Origin of the sequence: Variovorax sp. YR566, assembly GCF_051992195.1 — a bacterium.
Classification (GTDB): domain Bacteria; phylum Pseudomonadota; class Gammaproteobacteria; order Burkholderiales; family Burkholderiaceae_C; genus Variovorax.
The window spans coordinates 5,558,655-5,574,626 of record NZ_CP197092.1; the positions used below are offsets into that span (position 1 = coordinate 5,558,655).

The 15,972-nt window shown below is 67.9% G+C and carries 17 protein-coding genes; 12 read left to right on the top strand and 5 right to left on the bottom strand.

Going from position 1 to position 15,972, the window contains the following annotated elements; genetic code table 11:
- Window positions 1-3 precede the first annotated feature (3 nt).
- Window positions 4-876, bottom strand: coding sequence for an NAD(P)-dependent oxidoreductase (locus ACTG4X_RS25965; RefSeq protein ID WP_440532265.1), 873 nt, complete (start codon window positions 874-876; stop codon window positions 4-6).
- 136 nt (window positions 877-1,012) lie between these two features.
- Here ACTG4X_RS25965 and ACTG4X_RS25970 point away from each other — a divergent pair, with 136 nt between their 5' ends.
- A complete protein-coding gene (locus ACTG4X_RS25970) occupies window positions 1,013-1,366 on the top strand; it encodes a winged helix-turn-helix transcriptional regulator (protein WP_093058107.1) in 354 nt (117 codons plus the stop codon).
- Window positions 1,367-1,388: 22 nt separating this feature from the next.
- Window positions 1,389-2,564 (top strand): serine hydrolase domain-containing protein, encoded by a 1,176-nt coding sequence (locus tag ACTG4X_RS25975; RefSeq protein WP_440532266.1) that lies wholly within the window; start codon window positions 1,389-1,391, stop codon window positions 2,562-2,564.
- Between the two features lie 15 nt (window positions 2,565-2,579).
- On the opposite strand, the gene ACTG4X_RS25980 is transcribed toward ACTG4X_RS25975, so the two are convergent.
- Genes ACTG4X_RS25980 through ACTG4X_RS25990 form a run of 3 tightly spaced genes read right to left on the bottom strand, consistent with a single transcriptional unit; the run spans window position 2,580 to window position 3,976 of the window.
- Window positions 2,580-2,981, bottom strand: a complete 402-nt coding sequence (locus ACTG4X_RS25980) for an OsmC family protein (protein ID WP_093058105.1) — start codon at window positions 2,979-2,981, stop codon at window positions 2,580-2,582.
- A gap of 28 nt (window positions 2,982-3,009) precedes the next feature.
- Window positions 3,010-3,504, bottom strand: coding sequence for a GNAT family N-acetyltransferase (locus tag ACTG4X_RS25985; RefSeq protein WP_440532267.1), 495 nt, complete (start codon window positions 3,502-3,504; stop codon window positions 3,010-3,012).
- Between the two features lie 4 nt (window positions 3,505-3,508).
- The gene (locus tag ACTG4X_RS25990) at window positions 3,509-3,976 is read right to left on the bottom strand and encodes a winged helix-turn-helix transcriptional regulator (RefSeq protein ID WP_440532268.1); all 468 of its coding nucleotides are present in this window, start codon (window positions 3,974-3,976) and stop codon (window positions 3,509-3,511) included.
- 128 nt (window positions 3,977-4,104) lie between these two features.
- Between ACTG4X_RS25990 and ACTG4X_RS25995 the strand changes: the two genes are divergently transcribed.
- Complete coding sequence (locus tag ACTG4X_RS25995; protein ID WP_093080613.1) at window positions 4,105-5,406, top strand: D-amino acid dehydrogenase; 1,302 nt, start codon at window positions 4,105-4,107, stop codon at window positions 5,404-5,406.
- Window positions 5,407-5,418: 12 nt separating this feature from the next.
- Here ACTG4X_RS25995 and ACTG4X_RS26000 read toward each other — a convergent pair whose 3' ends face one another.
- The gene (locus tag ACTG4X_RS26000) at window positions 5,419-6,501 is read right to left on the bottom strand and encodes an aromatic ring-hydroxylating dioxygenase subunit alpha (RefSeq protein ID WP_093058101.1); all 1,083 of its coding nucleotides are present in this window, start codon (window positions 6,499-6,501) and stop codon (window positions 5,419-5,421) included.
- A 345-nt stretch (window positions 6,502-6,846) separates the two neighbouring features.
- Between ACTG4X_RS26000 and ACTG4X_RS26005 the strand changes: the two genes are divergently transcribed.
- The 9 genes from ACTG4X_RS26005 (at window position 6,847) to ACTG4X_RS26045 (ending at window position 15,959) form a co-directional block, all read left to right on the top strand.
- The gene (locus ACTG4X_RS26005) at window positions 6,847-7,875 is read left to right on the top strand and encodes an ABC transporter substrate-binding protein (RefSeq protein WP_093080619.1); all 1,029 of its coding nucleotides are present in this window, start codon (window positions 6,847-6,849) and stop codon (window positions 7,873-7,875) included.
- Entirely contained in the window at window positions 7,872-8,396 is a 525-nt protein-coding gene (locus tag ACTG4X_RS26010) for a nucleoside deaminase (RefSeq protein WP_440532269.1), read from the top strand. Before ACTG4X_RS26005 ends, ACTG4X_RS26010 begins: the two co-directional genes overlap by 4 nt.
- A gap of 32 nt (window positions 8,397-8,428) precedes the next feature.
- Window positions 8,429-9,259, top strand: coding sequence for an urease accessory protein UreD (locus ACTG4X_RS26015; protein ID WP_440532270.1), 831 nt, complete (start codon window positions 8,429-8,431; stop codon window positions 9,257-9,259).
- Window positions 9,260-9,376: 117 nt separating this feature from the next.
- Window positions 9,377-10,270: an iron-containing redox enzyme family protein gene (locus ACTG4X_RS26020; RefSeq protein ID WP_093178062.1), complete on the top strand. Its 894-nt coding sequence runs from the start codon at window positions 9,377-9,379 to the stop codon at window positions 10,268-10,270.
- Complete coding sequence (locus tag ACTG4X_RS26025; protein WP_426389849.1) at window positions 10,264-11,208, top strand: methyltransferase; 945 nt, start codon at window positions 10,264-10,266, stop codon at window positions 11,206-11,208. Before ACTG4X_RS26020 ends, ACTG4X_RS26025 begins: the two co-directional genes overlap by 7 nt.
- Window positions 11,208-12,302: a hypothetical protein gene (locus tag ACTG4X_RS26030; protein ID WP_440532271.1), complete on the top strand. Its 1,095-nt coding sequence runs from the start codon at window positions 11,208-11,210 to the stop codon at window positions 12,300-12,302. Before ACTG4X_RS26025 ends, ACTG4X_RS26030 begins: the two co-directional genes overlap by 1 nt.
- A gap of 18 nt (window positions 12,303-12,320) precedes the next feature.
- A complete protein-coding gene (locus ACTG4X_RS26035; protein ID WP_440532272.1) occupies window positions 12,321-13,142 on the top strand; it encodes a GNAT family N-acetyltransferase in 822 nt (273 codons plus the stop codon).
- Window positions 13,139-14,401 (top strand): lysophospholipid transporter LplT, encoded by a 1,263-nt coding sequence (lplT, locus tag ACTG4X_RS26040; RefSeq protein WP_440532273.1) that lies wholly within the window; start codon window positions 13,139-13,141, stop codon window positions 14,399-14,401. Before ACTG4X_RS26035 ends, lplT begins: the two co-directional genes overlap by 4 nt.
- Window positions 14,402-14,435: 34 nt before the next feature.
- On the top strand, window positions 14,436-15,959 hold the full coding sequence (locus tag ACTG4X_RS26045) for a diguanylate cyclase domain-containing protein (RefSeq protein ID WP_440532274.1): 1,524 nt from the start codon (window positions 14,436-14,438) through the stop codon (window positions 15,957-15,959).
- The last annotated feature ends 13 nt before the right edge of the window (window positions 15,960-15,972 follow it).

The following is a 15,972-nucleotide window of genomic DNA, read 5'->3' on the forward strand; positions in this document are numbered from 1 at the left end:
CTTTCAAGCGCGCAGCAGCTTGATCAACGCAGCGAGCTCCTCCCCGCCGAGCCCTGCCGCATCGGCCCGCTGGAAGAGTCCCGCGGCGAAGGCCGGAAACTCGGTGTTGATGCCCGACGCCTGCGCCGCCTGCAGGATGCGCTGCGTTGCCTCGACCGAGATGCGCATCGGGCTCTGCGAGATGCTGAAATCGCCCGACTGGATGACGGAGCCCTCGTGCTGAAGAAAGCCCGCGAAGGTCGGCATGATGCCCGCGACGATGCGACCGTACTCGGCCACGTCGAAGCCTTCGTGCTCGGCAATGCGCGCGCCGTGGATGAAACCCAGCATCGTGCCGTAGATGGTGGAGAGCGTAGCGAGGTCCATGGCCGCCGCGGCGCTCGCCTTCTCGCCCAGGTAGACGATGCCGCCGGCCAGCACCTTCAGCCACGGCTCGGCCTCGTCGAATACGTGCTGTTCGCCAGACACCAGCAGCGGCGTATCGGGCCGGCCCATCTGGTCCGGCGCGGCCTGGATCGCGCCTTCGAGGTACGCGGCGCCGTGCGTGTGCGCCCATACCTGCGCGTCGCGTGCGTCCTGCGGGCTGCCGGTGGTCAGCTGCACCAGCAGGCGGCCATCCATCGCGGCGGCCGTGCCTTGCTCCGACAGGATCGCATCGGCGGCGCGGTAGTCGTAGACGCACATCACCGCAACGCGGCTCGCGCGCAACGCCTCGCTTGCGTCGCACGCCAGCACGGCGCCCTTCGCGACCAGCGCATCGGCCTTGCCGGGCGTGCGGTTCCACACCGTGACTTCGTAGCCCTGATCGAGATAGAGCTGAGCAATGGTGAAACCCATCGAGCCCAGGCCCAGAACGGAAACTCGCTTGTTGTTCATGACGATTCGATTGCTGTTTGTGAAGATGGTCGAATCGTAGAAATTTCGCTTCCATATGGTCAAGTACTTACAATAAAGTCAGGTACTTACCAAAACGTATGTATTGGGTATTTACGGGGCATCCCACGGATAAGAAATGAAATCGAAGAAACCCTACAACTGCGGCATCGGGCCTGCGTTCGACGTCATCGGCGGCAAATGGAAGGCCGTCATCCTCTGGGAGCTGAACGCGCAGGCCTATCGCTTCGGCGAGCTCAAGCGGCTGCTGCCCGACATCAGCGAGAAGATGCTGATCCAGCAGCTGCGCGAACTCGAAACCGACGGCATCGTCCATCGCGAGGTGTTCCACGAAGTGCCGCCGCGCGTGGAGTACTCGGCAACCAAGCTGGGCGCCACGCTCAATGCGGCGCTCGGGCCGCTGGCCGATTGGGGCGACCGCAATGCCAAGCGCATTGAAACCGCACGCGCGAAAGCCGAAGCGGCCAAGTAGGCCGGCACACCGGGAGCACCGAATGTCGTTGCGGAAAATTTCATCGGCCGTTCTGCTGGCCACGTCGGTGGCGTGGGGCCTCGCGCAGGCGCAGTGCGCGCCCTCGCCCATCTACGCCGGCCCGCCGATGCGCTCGGCGCCCGAAGCTGTATGGCAGAAGGACTTCAAGCGCTCCATCGACGGCGAGTTACCTGTCGAGCTGCAGAAGGCACTCGGCGACGCGCTCGACAAGATGCTCGCGCACGTTCCCGCTGCCAGCGTGGCGGTCGCGATTCCCGGCGAAGGCATCTGGTCCGCCACGCGCGGCCTGGCGCGCAAGGAGTCACCGCAATCCGTCGTGCCCGACCAGCCCTTTCAGGTCGCGAGCACCGCCAAGACCTTCACGGCCGCCGTCGTGCTGCAGCTCGTCGAGGAAGGCAAGCTCAGGCTCGACGACACCATAGACAAGTGGTTTCCCGACGCGCCGAATGCGAAGCTCACAACCATCGAGCAACTGCTGCGCCACACCAGCGGCCTCGTGAGCTTCAACGCGCTACCGTCGCTGGGAGCGGCCTACCGCACGCCCGCCGACGTCATCGCACTCGGCATGTCGCAAAAGCCGCAGTTCTGCCCCGGCACGAATTGGAGCTACACCAACACCGGCTACGCAATGCTCGGAGTGATCGTCGAGAAGGTGGACGGCGCGCCGTTCGCAGACGTGCTCACGAAGCGGCTCATCAAGCCCCTAGCGCTGAAGCACACGGCCATGCGCAAGCCGGGCGTCGAACTGCCCGTCGCCACGGGCCATGCAGCCGGCCGACCAGTCGACGCGCCGGACCAGTACGCCACGCCCTACGCCGCGGGCGCGCTGGCATCGACCGCAGGCGATCTCGCGGTGTTCTGGCACGCATTGCTCGCGGGCAAGGTGCTGCCCGGCGAAGCGGTACACCGCATGTTCACCGGCATGCCCGCCATGCTCGGCCCCTATGTCGGGAGCAACGCGTTCTATGGCATGGGCGTGCAGCTCTACGACGTGCCCGACGGTCCCGGGTTGATGCTCGGGCACAGCGGCGGCATCGAGGGCTTCACGAGCATCGTGGCCTACGTGCCGGCCGACGATGTGTACATCGCCGTGTCGTTCAACGAGAAGAAGGTGCCGGCCGAAGCCGGCCTGTGGGCGCTGCTCCGCGCGGTACGCACCTACCGCGTGCTGCATTGACGATGCGGCGGTAGCTCAGTCCGCCCAGCCGGTCTCGATCTCGGTCTTCACCTCGGTCATGAGCTTGTGCACAGGGCACTTGCCGGCCACGCGCAACAGTTCGTCGCGCTGCGCTTCCGTCAGGTCACCGCTCAGCCGCAGGCCCGACTTGAGGCGGTAGACGCCCTTGCGCTCCTCGCTGTCGTCGCGGTCGACCACGACCTCGATGTCTTCCACCGGAATGCCCTTGCGCCGCGCATAGATCAGCACCGTGAGCGCCTTGCAGGCCGCGAGCGATGCGTCGTACAGGTCATGCGGCTCGGGGCCGGCGTCGCTGCCGCCGCCAGCGGGCGATGCATCGACCGGAATCTCGTGGTTGCGGATCTTCAGGATGTGGCGCGTGCCGGTGGTGCCGTCGCGGCGGATCGAGATCGTCATGCAGGTGTCCTTGGTAGGGAGTTGCGGTTCAGGAGGAAAGCGTCTTCACGTACAGGATGGTCGTGAACCCGCTGTGCCATTCGAGATCGGGGTAGCGGTCGGCCTCGCGGTAACCGAGCGCGAGGTAGAAGCCCTGGCTCTGCGTGTTGAAGGTGTCGGTTTCGAGCCGCGCGAGTGCCACGCCGTCGGCGCGCATGCCGTCTTCCGCGAAGGCCATCAGGGCGCGGGCGATGCCCTTGCGCTGGTGCTCGGCCGGCACGTGCAGCGCGTGCACGAAGTCGTGCTCCCAATGGACCATGCCGACCACCTCGCCGTCGATCTCCGCCACGAAGAAGGCCGGGCCCATCTCGTCGATGTAGCCCACGGGCTCGCCGCTCTCCTTGTAGGCCTTCGCGGCCTCGGGCGTGAGCTGCGGCAGCCAGGTGCCGGCAAAGGTGTCGTCGAGGATGGCCTTCACCGCGTCGAAATCATCAAGGCGCCAGGGCCGGATGGCGATGTCGGGAATGTCGTGGGTCGTGCTCATCGGTTCAGCGGTCGACGGCCAGCATCAGCGTTTCCTTGATTTCTTCCATCACCACGTAGCTGTGCGACTCGGCCGCCACCGGCAGCTTCTTCAGGATGTCGCCCAGCAGGTGCCGGTACTCGCTCATGCCGCTGAGCCGCGCCTTCACGAGGTAGTCGAAGCTGCCTGACACCAGGTGGCATTCGAGCACCTCGGGCATGTGCAGCAGTTCCTTGCGCACCTTGTCGAACACGTCGCCGGACTTGGCCGAGAGCTTGATCTCGACGAACACCAGCAGCGTCTTGCCCAGCGCCTCGGGCGACACATGCGCGTGGTAGCCGGTGATGATGCCGTCGCGCTCCATGCGCTTCACACGCTCGGCGCAGGGCGAGGCCGACAGGCCGATGTGCTCGGCCAGCTCGGTCATGGAAACACGGCCCTGGCGCTGAAGCAGGTCGAGGATCTTGCGGTCGATTCGGTCGAGTTCGGGCATTTCACTTCGCGCGCGGCTTTGGACGATTGGCGGCAGTGTATTTCACTGCCAAATCGCTGAATACAATGGAATCCACTGCATTGCGCACTTTAGATTCCACTCATTCCATCTGAATCAGTGAATACACCATGAAAGTCATCGTTCTCGGCGGCGGCGTGATCGGCACCACCACGGCCTACTATCTCGCGCGCTCCGGCGCCGAGGTCATCCTGCTCGACCGGCAGGCCGGCCCCGCCGAGGAAACCAGCTTCGGCAATGCCGGCCAGGTGTCGCCGGGCTACTCCACGCCGTGGGCTGCGCCGGGCATTCCGCTGAAGGCGATCAAGTGGATGTTCAAGAAGCACGCGCCGCTGTCCATCCGCCCCGACGGCACGATGTTCCAGCTGCGCTGGATGGCCGCGATGCTGCGCAACTGCTCGCCCGAGGCCTACGCGGTGAACAAGGAACGCATGATGCGCGTGGCCGAGTACAGCCGCGGCTGCCTGCAGCAGCTGCGCGCCGACACCGGCCTGCAGTACGAGCAGCGCACCGGCGGCACGCTGCAGCTGTTTCGCACGCAGGCGCAGCTCGACGCGGTGCAGCGCGACATCGCGGTGCTCGAAGAATGCGGCGTGCCTTACGAACTGCTCGACCGCGATGCGCTCGCCGGCGTCGAGCCCGCGCTGGCCGGCGCGCGCGACCGCCTCACAGGCGGCCTGCGCCTGCCCAACGACGAAACCGGCGACTGCCACCTGTTCACGCGCGGCCTTGCCGAAATCGCGCGCGGCCTGGGCGTGGATTTCCGCTTCGGCCAGACCATCGACGGACTGGAAACCGACGGCAATCGCATCACCGGCGTACGCACCACCACCGGCAAGATCCTTACGGCCGACCGCTACGTGATGGCCTTCGGCAGCTACTCGCGCGCCGCCATCGCCTCGCTGGGCCTCGACATCCCGGTGTACCCGGTCAAGGGCTACTCGCTGACCGTGCCGCTGCTCGACGAATCGCTCGCGCCGCAATCGACCGTGCTCGACGAGACCTACAAAGTCGCGGTCACGCGCTTCGACAACCGCATCCGCGTGGGCGGCATGGCCGAACTCGGCGGCTTCGACCTGCGCCTGAACCCCAACCGCCGCGCCACGCTCGAGAAGGTCGTGACCGACCTGTTCCCCGGCGGCGACGTGCCGCGCGCCACCTTCTGGACCGGCCTGCGCCCGATGACGCCCGACAGCACGCCCATCGTCGGCGGCACGCGCTACGGCAACCTGTTCCTCAACACGGGCCACGGCACACTGGGCTGGACCATGGCCTGCGGCTCGGGCAAGCTGATCTCCGACATGGTGATGGGGCAGCGGCCGGAGATCCGCACCGACGGTCTTGCGATGGACCGCTACGAACAGGGCTCGTCGCGCGCAACGCGCCCGAACCCGGCGACGGCTCCGGCTTGATGCGGAGGCCGCTCAGGCGGCCTTTGCAATCGGAATCACGGCACTGCTCATGCCGCGATAAACCTCCGCCTCGCCATGCTTCGCCAGCAACTGCATCAGGTGCTTGCGAATCAGCATGCCGGGCCGGTCCGACTCCATCGAGTACTCCACGCCGCGCCGGCGCGTATCGACCAGCGCATCGGGGTCGGTCGATTCCAGGATGTCTTTGTCCTCGCGCGTCACAGCATCGTCGAAGTCGATCAGCATCTGCGCGGTGCAATCGGCCTCGGTGTCGTTGCGGAACAGCCATTGGCACAGCTGCATGCGACCATCGTCGATGGGCGTGAAGCAGTTGATGATGATGTGGCGCACGCCGCTCGGGTACTCGATGTCGAGCCGGCGCGAGAACGGCAGGAAGTAGGCGTTGCGCATGTGGCGCGTGGTGATCGGGTCGGTCACGCCGCTGATCGCATGGAACTTCACCGGGTTGGTCGCTTCGATGACCGTCTCGGCATAGAAGCCCGATTCGTTTTCCACCAGCTCGTACTTGCTCGGCTTCGGGCTCGCGGCCACGCCGAAGGTGGCGCGGTGCACGAAGCTGAAGTGCGAGTTGTCGAAAGAGTTTTCGAGCGCGCGCATCGGGCTGGTCTGCCACTCTTCGTAGAACTGGAAGATGGTGCGGTAGCCCGGGTCGTCGAACTCGGGAATGGCGGGAATGTCTGCAATGGGCTCTTCGAGTGCCACCCATGCGTAGCCATAACGCGCGGTGCAGCGGTAGGCAGCGGTGCGGTACTCGGGCGAGATCTTGCGATCTGCTTCGTACTGCGGAATGCGGATGACCTGCCCACTGCGGTCGTACGTCCAGCCGTGGTAGCCGCACTGGATGGCGCCGGTGCCGCAGGCCTGGCCTTCGCTGTCCACGCACCAGCCCTTCGACAGCTTCGCGGTGCGGTGGCAGCAGCGGTCGCGCAGCGCAGCGGGCTGGCCGTCGGCATCGATGAAGAGAACGATGTCTTCGCCCAGCAGCCTGAAAGGCTTCGGGCCCTGTGCCAGTTCGGTGAGCGGCATGACGGCATGCCAGAACTTGCGGAAGACGGGTTGTTGGGTAACGAGCATGCGCGGACTCCTTCTTTGTTGCGTGGGGACGAACGTGAAAGAGCAATTTCCTGCCTGGATGCGTGGGGCATCGCGCGGCTGAACGCTTCTACTCTGCGCAACATGCCTTGCAAATTGCGCGCCCGGATTGTGCGCCCGGCCAGGCTGCCCCTCCAAGCCCTCACCCTCAATGCCCGAGCAAAATGCTCGAAAGGGCCCTTGGCATGCGTCGTGCATGACCTGCTGCAAGAGTAGAAGCGTTCAGCAGCGCACGCACCACGAACGTGCGCCCGCCCGGAAATTGCTCTTGAAACGCCTTCTGCCCTGCGCAGGGGGATTCAAGACCCGAAGCTTCCGAGGCCCCACATGCAACGTCGATCCTTCCTCGCGGCCAGTGCCGCCACCCTTGCCGCCCCTGCCGTCTTCGCTCAAGGCAGCAACGGCAAGCTCACCCCGCTAAAGTTCACGCTCGACTTCCGCATCAACGGGCAGACCTCTCCCTTCTTCCTGGCGCTGGCCAAGGGCTACTACAAGGACGAGGGGCTCGACGTGAGCATCGACACCGGCGCCGGCTCGGTCGCCTCCATCACTCGCATTGCCAGCGGCGTCTACCAGCTGGGGCTGGGCGACATCAGCTCGCTGGTCGAGTTCAACGCGCAGAACCCCGGCACGCCGATGGTGCAGGCCGTGTACCAGTACTACAACCGTGCACCGTTCGTGATCATCGGCCGCAAGGACCGCGGCGTGACCGGCGACTTCAAGAGCCTCGCGGGCAAGAAGGTCGCGGCGGCGGCCGTCGAATCGACACGCCGCGCCTGGCCGATGGTCGCGCGCAAGCAAGGCATGCGCGGCGACGCTTTCCAGTGGCAGACCACCGACTTCAGCGCGCGCGACAACGTCATGGTGCGCGGCGACGTCGATGCCGCCACCTACTTCCACGACTCGGCCGTGTCGTTGTTCGCGCGCATGAAGCCCGAGGAGTTGTCGGTGCTCAAGTACGCCGACGCGGGCGTCAACCTGTACGGCAACGCCATCCTCGCGAGCAGCAACCTCATCGCGCAGAACCCGAAGGTAGTGGCGGCCTTTCTGCGCGCGAGCAACCGCGCCATCGTCGAGACCTTTGCCAATCCGGCGCCTAGCATCGCGGCCATGCGCCAGCGCGAGCCCATCCTCGACGAGAAGATCGAACTCGAGCGCTGGGGCATCACCGCGCAATACGTGGGCGCGGCCGACACGCGCGGCCACGGTCTTGGCGATATAAAGAAACTCACGCTCGAACAGCAGGTCGACGAAGTGGCCGATGTCTTCGGCCTCAAGGTCAAGCCCGCGTCCGACGCCATCTTCAACACTTCAATGCTTCCATCGCGCAGCGAACGCTCCCTCCCCAAGGCATGAACTCCAACAGCGACACCACCACCTATCCCGCCGAAACCACGCTCGACGAACGCGACGGGCGCTACCTGCGCAAGGCCATCGTCTGGTCGCATGCGGCGCGCCGCCGGGGCAACCGGCCCTTCGGCTCGGTCATCGTCTCCGCCGCCGGAGAAGTACTGGCCGAAGCCGGCAACAGCAATGCCGAAACCGGCGACTGCACCGCCCATGCCGAAGTCAACGCACTGCGCGCGCTGGCCGGGCGCAAGCTCTCTCGCGAAGAACTCGCGGGCGCCACGCTCTACGCATCGGGCGAGCCCTGCGTGATGTGCGCCGGCGCCATCTTCTGGTCGAACATCGGGCGCGTGGTGTTCGGCATCGATGCCGAGCGGCTGCGCGTGTTCCGTGGCGAGCGGCAGGACCAGCGCGATGCCGAGCTGTCGTGCCGCGACGTGTTCCGCGCCTCGCCGCATCCCATCGAATGCATCGGGCCGGCGCTGATCGACGAAGCGAGTGCGGCCCACGACGGCGCCTGGAAGACCTGAGACACCGCAAGCGAGCGCACTAGACTCGCTGCATGCCCTGGCACGCCCGTCTCCATCTCGCTTACCAACAAGAAGCCGCCCGCACCGTCGCCCGCTTTCGCCATGACGGTCCGCTGCGCATCCTGCAAAGCCTGTACCCCGAGGGCGACACCGTCTGCCACAACGTGCTGGTGCATCCGCCGGGCGGGCTGGTGGGCGGCGACACGCTCGACATCGACATCGAGGCCGCCGACGGCAGCCACGGACTGATCACCACGCCCGGCGCCTCGCGCTTCTACCGCTCCGAAGGCGAGCTGGCGCTGCAGCGCACGCGCATCCGCCTCGCGGCCGGCGCGCGGCTCGAATGGCTGCCGCTCGAAGCCATCTGCTACAGCGGCTGCCAGGCGGAGAACCGGCTCTCCATCGAGATCGCGCCCGGCGCCGAGCTGATCGGCTGGGACGTTACCGCGCTCGGCCTGCCGAACGCCAACCAGCCCTTCGAGCGTGGCACCTACCTGCAGCACATCGAGGTGCCCGGCGTGTGGCTGGAGCGCGGGCGCATCGACGCGGCCGACCACCGGCTGCTGCAAAGCCCCATCGGCCTCGGCGGCCACCGCTGCATGGCCTCGCTGTTCTTCGTGGCGGGCTCGCCGGTGGCGCGCGCCCGGCGCGATGCCTTGCTTGCACAAGCCCGCACGCTGCTCGAAGCAAGCCCGCTGTTCGACAGCGCCGGCGCCACCAGCCCGCACCCCGAAGTGGTCATGCTGCGGGTTCTGGCACCCGTGGTCGAGCCCGCGATGCAGCTGCTGCGGCAGGTCTGGCAGGCATGGCGCAGCGAGCTGTGGCAGCTGCCCGCGGCCACGCCGCGCATCTGGGCGACCTGAGGCCGATCTCCCCCGATCCCCGCGCCGAGGGGCGAATCTGTAGGCACTGTCTGACGGACAGCCGCGTTGCAAAGGCGCAACCTGACTCTTTTGCCCAGCGGATGACGAGGATCGGCCATGTCTCCTGACGACACTCCCGACGCGAACACGCAGCTTCACCGGCACCTGGCGCGGTTCAACGCCGAGCGACTCAGGCTCGGCAGCCCCTCGCCCCAGTGGCAGGACGACCTTGCCCGCGAGCATGCGTGCCGGCTGCTCGAAGGCAAATACCTCGAAGCCCTGCGCGCCACTGTTCAGACTGCGGCAGCGGCATCGGCCGGCAATGCGAGCCACTTCATCGGCTGGTTCGAATCGCTGGCGCACACCGGCCCCGGCCAGCATCACCCGCTGTTCGACTGGCTGGCCGACGAGGCCACGCTGCCGCAGATGCGCTGGTTCCTCACGCAGGAGGCCGCGGGCGAAGCCGGCTTCGAAGACCTGCTGGCCTACACCCAGGTCAAGCTGCCGCCACAGCCCAAGCTGGAATGCGCGCGCAACTTCTGGGACGAGATGGGGCACGGCAAGCAAAGCGCCATGCACGGCCAGATGCTGGAGCACATGGTGCGCGAACTCGACCTGCACCCGGCCATCGACACCACCGTGTGGGAGTCGCTCGCGCTCGCCAACACCATGGTCGGGCTGGCAACCACGCGCCGCTACGGCTACCACTCCATAGGCGCGCTCGGCGTCATCGAGCTCACGGCCCCCGGGCGCGTGAAGCAGGTGGCGGCCGGCATGCGCCGCCTGGGCCTGAGCGGCCGCGCGCGCTCCTACTTCGACCTGCATGCGGCGCTCGACGTGTCGCATTCGCGCGCATGGAACCGCGAAGTGATCCGGCCGCTGGTCGAGGCCGATCCGGCCTGCGGGCAGTTCATCGCCGAAGGCGCGCTGATGCGCCTTGTCTGCGGCGAACGCTGCTTCGAGCGCTACACCGCCGAACTGCGGCACGCCGAGGAGGCCACCGCATGCTGAACGCGGCCGGCGTGCTGCGCCAGGTGGCGGCCACGGGCTACCGATTCACCACGGTCACCCCGCTGACCCACCAGCGCGTGCTCGCGCGGCGCGGGCGCGAGCCGGGCGCGACGCTGCGAGACATCTTCGGCTGGAACCTGTCGTTCGAAGCGCGCGCGGTGCCGCCGGAATTGCTGGCCGACATGGAGCGTGCCGGCATCGTGCGGCACACGGGCTCGCTGCTGCGCAGCACCGTGCGCATCGCCAGCCTGGGCGACGACCTGTTCTTTCATTCGGCCTATCCGACGGTCGAGGAGAACGCGGTGTTCTTCGGGCCCGACACCAGCCGCTTCGCGCGCTTTCTCCACCACGCGCTCGCCCGGCGCAAGGCACAGCCTCATGTGCGCGTGCTGGACGTGGGTTGCGGCAGCGGCGCGGGCGGCATCGCAGTGGCACGCGCGCTGGCCGCCACGGGCACGCAGGCGACCGTCGTGATGAACGACATCAACCCGCTTGCGCTGCAGTACACGGCCATCAATGCGGAAGTGGCCGGCATCGCCGTCACGCTCGCGCAAGGCGATGCGCTGTCGGCGGTCGAGGGCGAATTCGATCTCATCGTGTCGAACCCGCCTTACCTCGACGACGGCGCGCAGCGCGCCTACCGCCACGGCGGCACGCGGCTCGGGCGGGCACTCAGCGTGCGCATCGCGGCCGAGTCGCTGAAGCGGCTGGCGCCGGGCGGGCAACTGCTGCTCTACACAGGCGTGGCCATGGTCGATGGCGAAGACCCGTTCCTTGCCGAACTGCAGTCCCTGCTCGCAGCACCCGGCTTCGACTGGTCGTATGCCGAGATCGACCCCGATGTGTTCGGCGAGGAGCTGGAGCGGCCGGTGTATGCGCACATCGATCGCATCGCTGCAGTCGGCCTCATTGCCACCCGCGCAACGGAGGCTGCGTGATGGCCGCCGGGCTCGACTTCGGCGTGGACACCGGCCGCTTGGCCGTGGTGCGCGAATGCAGCGTACTGGAGCGCATGCCCAAGTGGCTCATCTGCGTGCCGCTGGTGGTGCAGTGGCTGTGGCTGTCCTTGCGCTACGGCGGCACGACCGTGCCTTCAGCGGCCAACCCGCACCTCACCTCCGGCGGGCTGGTGGGCGAAGGCAAGCTCGAATACTTCCGCGGCATGGGGCCGCTGGCGCGCTCGGTCACGGCCGATTACTGCGCGGTGTTCAACGACGGCACGGCAACCGAAGACTCGCTGCGGCACACCATGGCCAATGGCGGCCTCGCGTTTCCCGTGGTCGCCAAGCCCGACCTCGGCCTGTGCGGCTACGGCGTGCGCTTGCTGCCCGACATGGCAGCGCTGCTGGCCTACCTGGCCGTCTTTCCTCGTGGTGAAACGGTCGTGCTGCAGCGCTACCTGCCACAGGAAGGCGAGGCCGGCATCTTCTATGCGCGCGACCCCGACACCGGCGAAGGCCGCATCATCGGCCTGGCGCTGCGCTACTTTCCGCGCGTGACGGGCGACGGCCGCAGCACCGTGGCGCAGCTCGTGGCGGCCGACGTGCGCGCCCGCCGCATCGCGCGCTCGCCGCGCCACGAATGCAGCGTGCCGCCCGACAGCGTGCCGGCCGCCGGCCAGCAGGTGCGGCTGGCCACCATCGGCTCGACCCGCGTGGGCGGCCTCTACCGCGACGGCGCCGCGCTCATCACGCCCGAGCTCGTGCGCGCCATCGACGCCATCGCGCGCGACATGCCCGACTTCCGTTTCGGGCGCTTCGACGTGCGCTACCAGAGCCTGCGCGAACTCGGCGCCGGGCGCGGCTTCACCATCATGGAAATCAACGGCGCGGGCTCCGAAGCCATCGAGGCCTGGGACCCCGACACCGGCCTGGTGCAAGGCTTTCGCATGGTCTTCGCCAAGCAGCGGCTGCTGTTCGCCATTGGCGCGGCGCAGCGCAAGGCCGGCGTGCGGCCCATCGGCCTGCTCGCGCTCGCTCGGCTCAACCGGCGGCAGAACCGCCTGGTCGACCGCTATCCGCCCTCCAACTGAGTGAATTGCCGCACGCACATGGACATCACCGCCACGCACGCCCTGCCCCACCGTTCGCCCACGCCACTCGCGGCCGCTGCGCCCGTGCTGGAAACCCGCTGGGCCGATTGCGAAGAAGACGTGCGCGACGCCCAGCGCCTGCGCTTTCGCGTGTTCGCGCAGGAGATGGGCGCGCGCCTCACACCACCCGAAGGCACGCCGCCCGGGCTCGACGTCGACCGCTTCGACGCCTTCTGCGACCACCTGCTGGTGCGCGCCATCGACCCGCTGCACGGCCCCGGCCCGCTCATCGGTACCTACCGTGTGTTGACGCCCGAAGCGGCGCTACGCGCGGGTGGCTTCTACACCGACACCGAGTTCGACCTGTCGCCGCTCGCGCCGCTGCGCGGCCGCGCGCTGGAGCTGGGCCGCTCGTGCGTGGATGCCGAGTGGCGCTCTGGCAGCGTCATCATGGCGCTGTGGGCTGCGCTGGGGCAGTACATGGTCGACCACGCGCTCGACACCATGATCGGCTGCGCCAGCATCGGGCTCGACGACCAGGGCGCGATGGCCGCGCGGCTGTGGCACCGGCTGTGCCGCACGCACCTGGTCGAGCAGCGCTGGCGCGTGGAGCCGCGCGTCGCGCTGCCGCTGGACAACGGGGCAGACGCCGATGCCGACAGCGACACAGCGCCTCCTGCCGCCCCGCCGCTCATCAAGGGCTATCTGCGCTGCGGCGCACGCCTGCTCGGCCCGCCCGCACTCGACGTGGCCTTCAACACCGCCGACCTGCCGCTGATGCTGCGCGTGGACGACGTGTCGCCGCGCTACCGCCAGCACTTCTTCGGCATGACCGCGTGAGCGCGACGGCCCCACGCGCGCGGTCCAAGCGCGCGCTGCGCTCGGTGGTTGCCGCGCAGTTCTTCAGTTCGCTGGCCGACAACGCGCTGCTGATCGTCGCCATCGACCTGCTCATGCAGCGCCACGCGCCCGGCTGGATGACGCCAGCGCTGCGGCTGTTCTTCTATCTTTCCTACGTGCTGCTCGCCGCCTTCGCAGGCGCCGTGGCCGACGCGGCGCCGAAGGGCCGCGTGCTGATGGCCACCAACCTCATCAAGCTGGGCGGCTGCGCCCTGCTGCTGTGGCAGGTGCAGCCGCTGGTGGCCTACGCGCTGGTCGGCCTTGGCGCCGCGGCCTACTCGCCGGCCAAGTACGGCATCCTGCCCGAGCTGATTCCGCAAGAAGAACTGGTCGCCGCCAACGGCTGGATCGAGGCAGGCACGGTGCTGTCGATCCTGTTCGGCGTGGCGCTGGGCAGCACGCTGGTCGGCAAGGGCCTTGCCCTGCCCGCCATCGGCGCGGCGTACCTGCTGGCCGCCGCCTGCACGCTCGCGATTCCGCACAGCCCGGCACGCGACCGCGCGGCGCTGGCGCACCCGGGCCGGCTGTTGCGGGATTTCGGGGGCTCGCTGGCGCTGCTGTGGCGCGATGCCGATGCGCGCATCTCGCTGGCCGTCACCAGCCTTTTCTGGGCCGCGTCGGCCACGCTGCAGTTTCTGGTGCTGCGCTGGGCGGCCGAGCGGCTGGGGCTCACCCTGTCGCAGGGCGCACTGCTGCAGATCGCGGTGGCCATCGGCATGGCGGCTGGCGCCGTCGGTGCCTCGCGCTGGTTCCCGCTCGGGCGTGCGTTGCGCGCGCTGCCGATCGGCATTGCGCTGGGCGCCGTGATATTGCTCATGACGCTGGTGACGCAGCCCGCCGTGGCCGCCGCGCTGCTGGTGGTGATCGGCGCGCTCGCGGGCCTGCTGCTGGTGCCGATGAACGCGCTGCTGCAAAGCCGCGGGCTGCTGTACATGCACCCGGGCCAGTCGATCGCGGTGCAGAACTTCAACGAGAGCCTGGCCTCGCTGGCGATGCTGGGGGTGTACGGCGCGCTGCTGTATTTCGATGCGCCGCTGCTGCCGACGCTGGCAGGCTTCGGCGGCTTCCTGGTGCTGGCCATGGGTGCGGCCCTCCTCTGGTCGCACCGTCAGCGGCCGCAGGAGCGCTTCGGATACAGTCCCGCACCTAACCGCCTCTCGACCCGCAGCCAGAGTGAATCTCCGAAAATCCGCCAATAGCCTGGTCGTTCGTCTCCTCGTGATGGGTCTGGCGATGGCAGTCGTGGGCACCGCCGCCAGCTACATCCAGCTCACCCGCTTCCTGCGGGAAGACCTGACGAAATCGGTGGCGACGCAGCAGATGGCGCTGGCCTCCTACGTGGCCCGCGATGTCGACAACTACCTGGACGAACGGCTGTCGTTCCTGGAGCGCCTGGCTGGCGCCCTGCCGCCGGAACTCCTGGCGCAGCCCGAGCAGCTGCATGCATGGCTGGCGGAACGCAGCGCGCTGAGCGCCCTCTTCCCCCTTGGCCTGGTGGTCACCGATGTCACCGGCAAACGACTCGACGGGCGCGACAGCGCCGTACAGCTGGAAACGGGCGGTCCGGAATTCACAGCCGCATCCGCCGGGAAGCGCGCGGTAGGCCGCCCACGGTCCACGGCTTCTCAGCACTCGGCCCTGCCCATGGCCGCACCCATCCGCAACGGTGCCGGCCAGGTGGTCGCCGTGCTGCTCGGCACGGCAGACCTCTCGGCCGATGGCCTGCTCGACCACCTGCAAGAGGGGCGCGTGGGCCAGGCCGGCGGCATCCTGGTGATCTCGCCGCGCGACCGCATCTTCGTCGCCTCCACGGACGTCTCGATGTCCCTCACGCCGACCCCGCCCGACGGCGTGAACCCATTGCACGACCGCGCCATGGCGGGTTTTCGCGGCAGTGGGACGACGCGCAACGCCAAGGGCATCGAAGAAATCTCCGCCATTGCCTCGGTGCCGAACAGCGGCTGGTTCGTGGTGGCGAGGCTGCCCGTTTCAGAAGCGCTGGCCCCGGTGTCGCGCATGCAGACCTTCATCCTGCAGCAACGCGCGCCCGCCGTGACGGCGGTGCTCGTCGTGATCGGCCTGATCATGGCGTGGCTGCTGCGGCCACTGCTGCGCGCCGCCGACCAGGCCGACCGCATGACCCGCGGCGAACTCGCGCTGACGCCGCTGCAGGTGGTGCGCAACGACGAGATCGGGCACCTGACGCAAGCCTTCAACCGGCTGCTGGCCAAGCTGCTCGACAACCAGGAGGCGCTGGCTCGCCTGGCCCACCACGACACATTGACAGGCTTGCCCAACCGCAAGTTGCTGGACGAGCGGCTGCAACAGGCGCTGGTCCATGCCAGGCAGCGCGCGCAGCAGGTAGCCGTGCTCTACCTCGACCTCGACGGGTTCAAGGACCTCAACGACACCTTCGGCCACGAAGCGGGCGACAAGGCCCTCGGGGAAATCGCACACCGGCTGCGGGCCCTGGTGCGGCCCACAGACACAGTGGCGCGCATCGGCGGCGACGAATTCGTTCTGCTGGCCACCGACTTCGAAGAGCCCGCGGAACAGGCCGCATTGACGCTGGCACGGCGATGCATCGACGCGATTGCCCAACCGCTGCAGCTGGAGCATTCAAGCATGGTCATCGGCGTGTCGATAGGCATCGCCCTGGGCAGCGGCAGCGAAACGCCGCAAGACCTGCTCGCCACGGCCGACAAGGCCATGTACCGGGCCAAGCAGGGCGGGCGCGGCAGCTACGCAATGATGTAGGCGACAGCAGGAG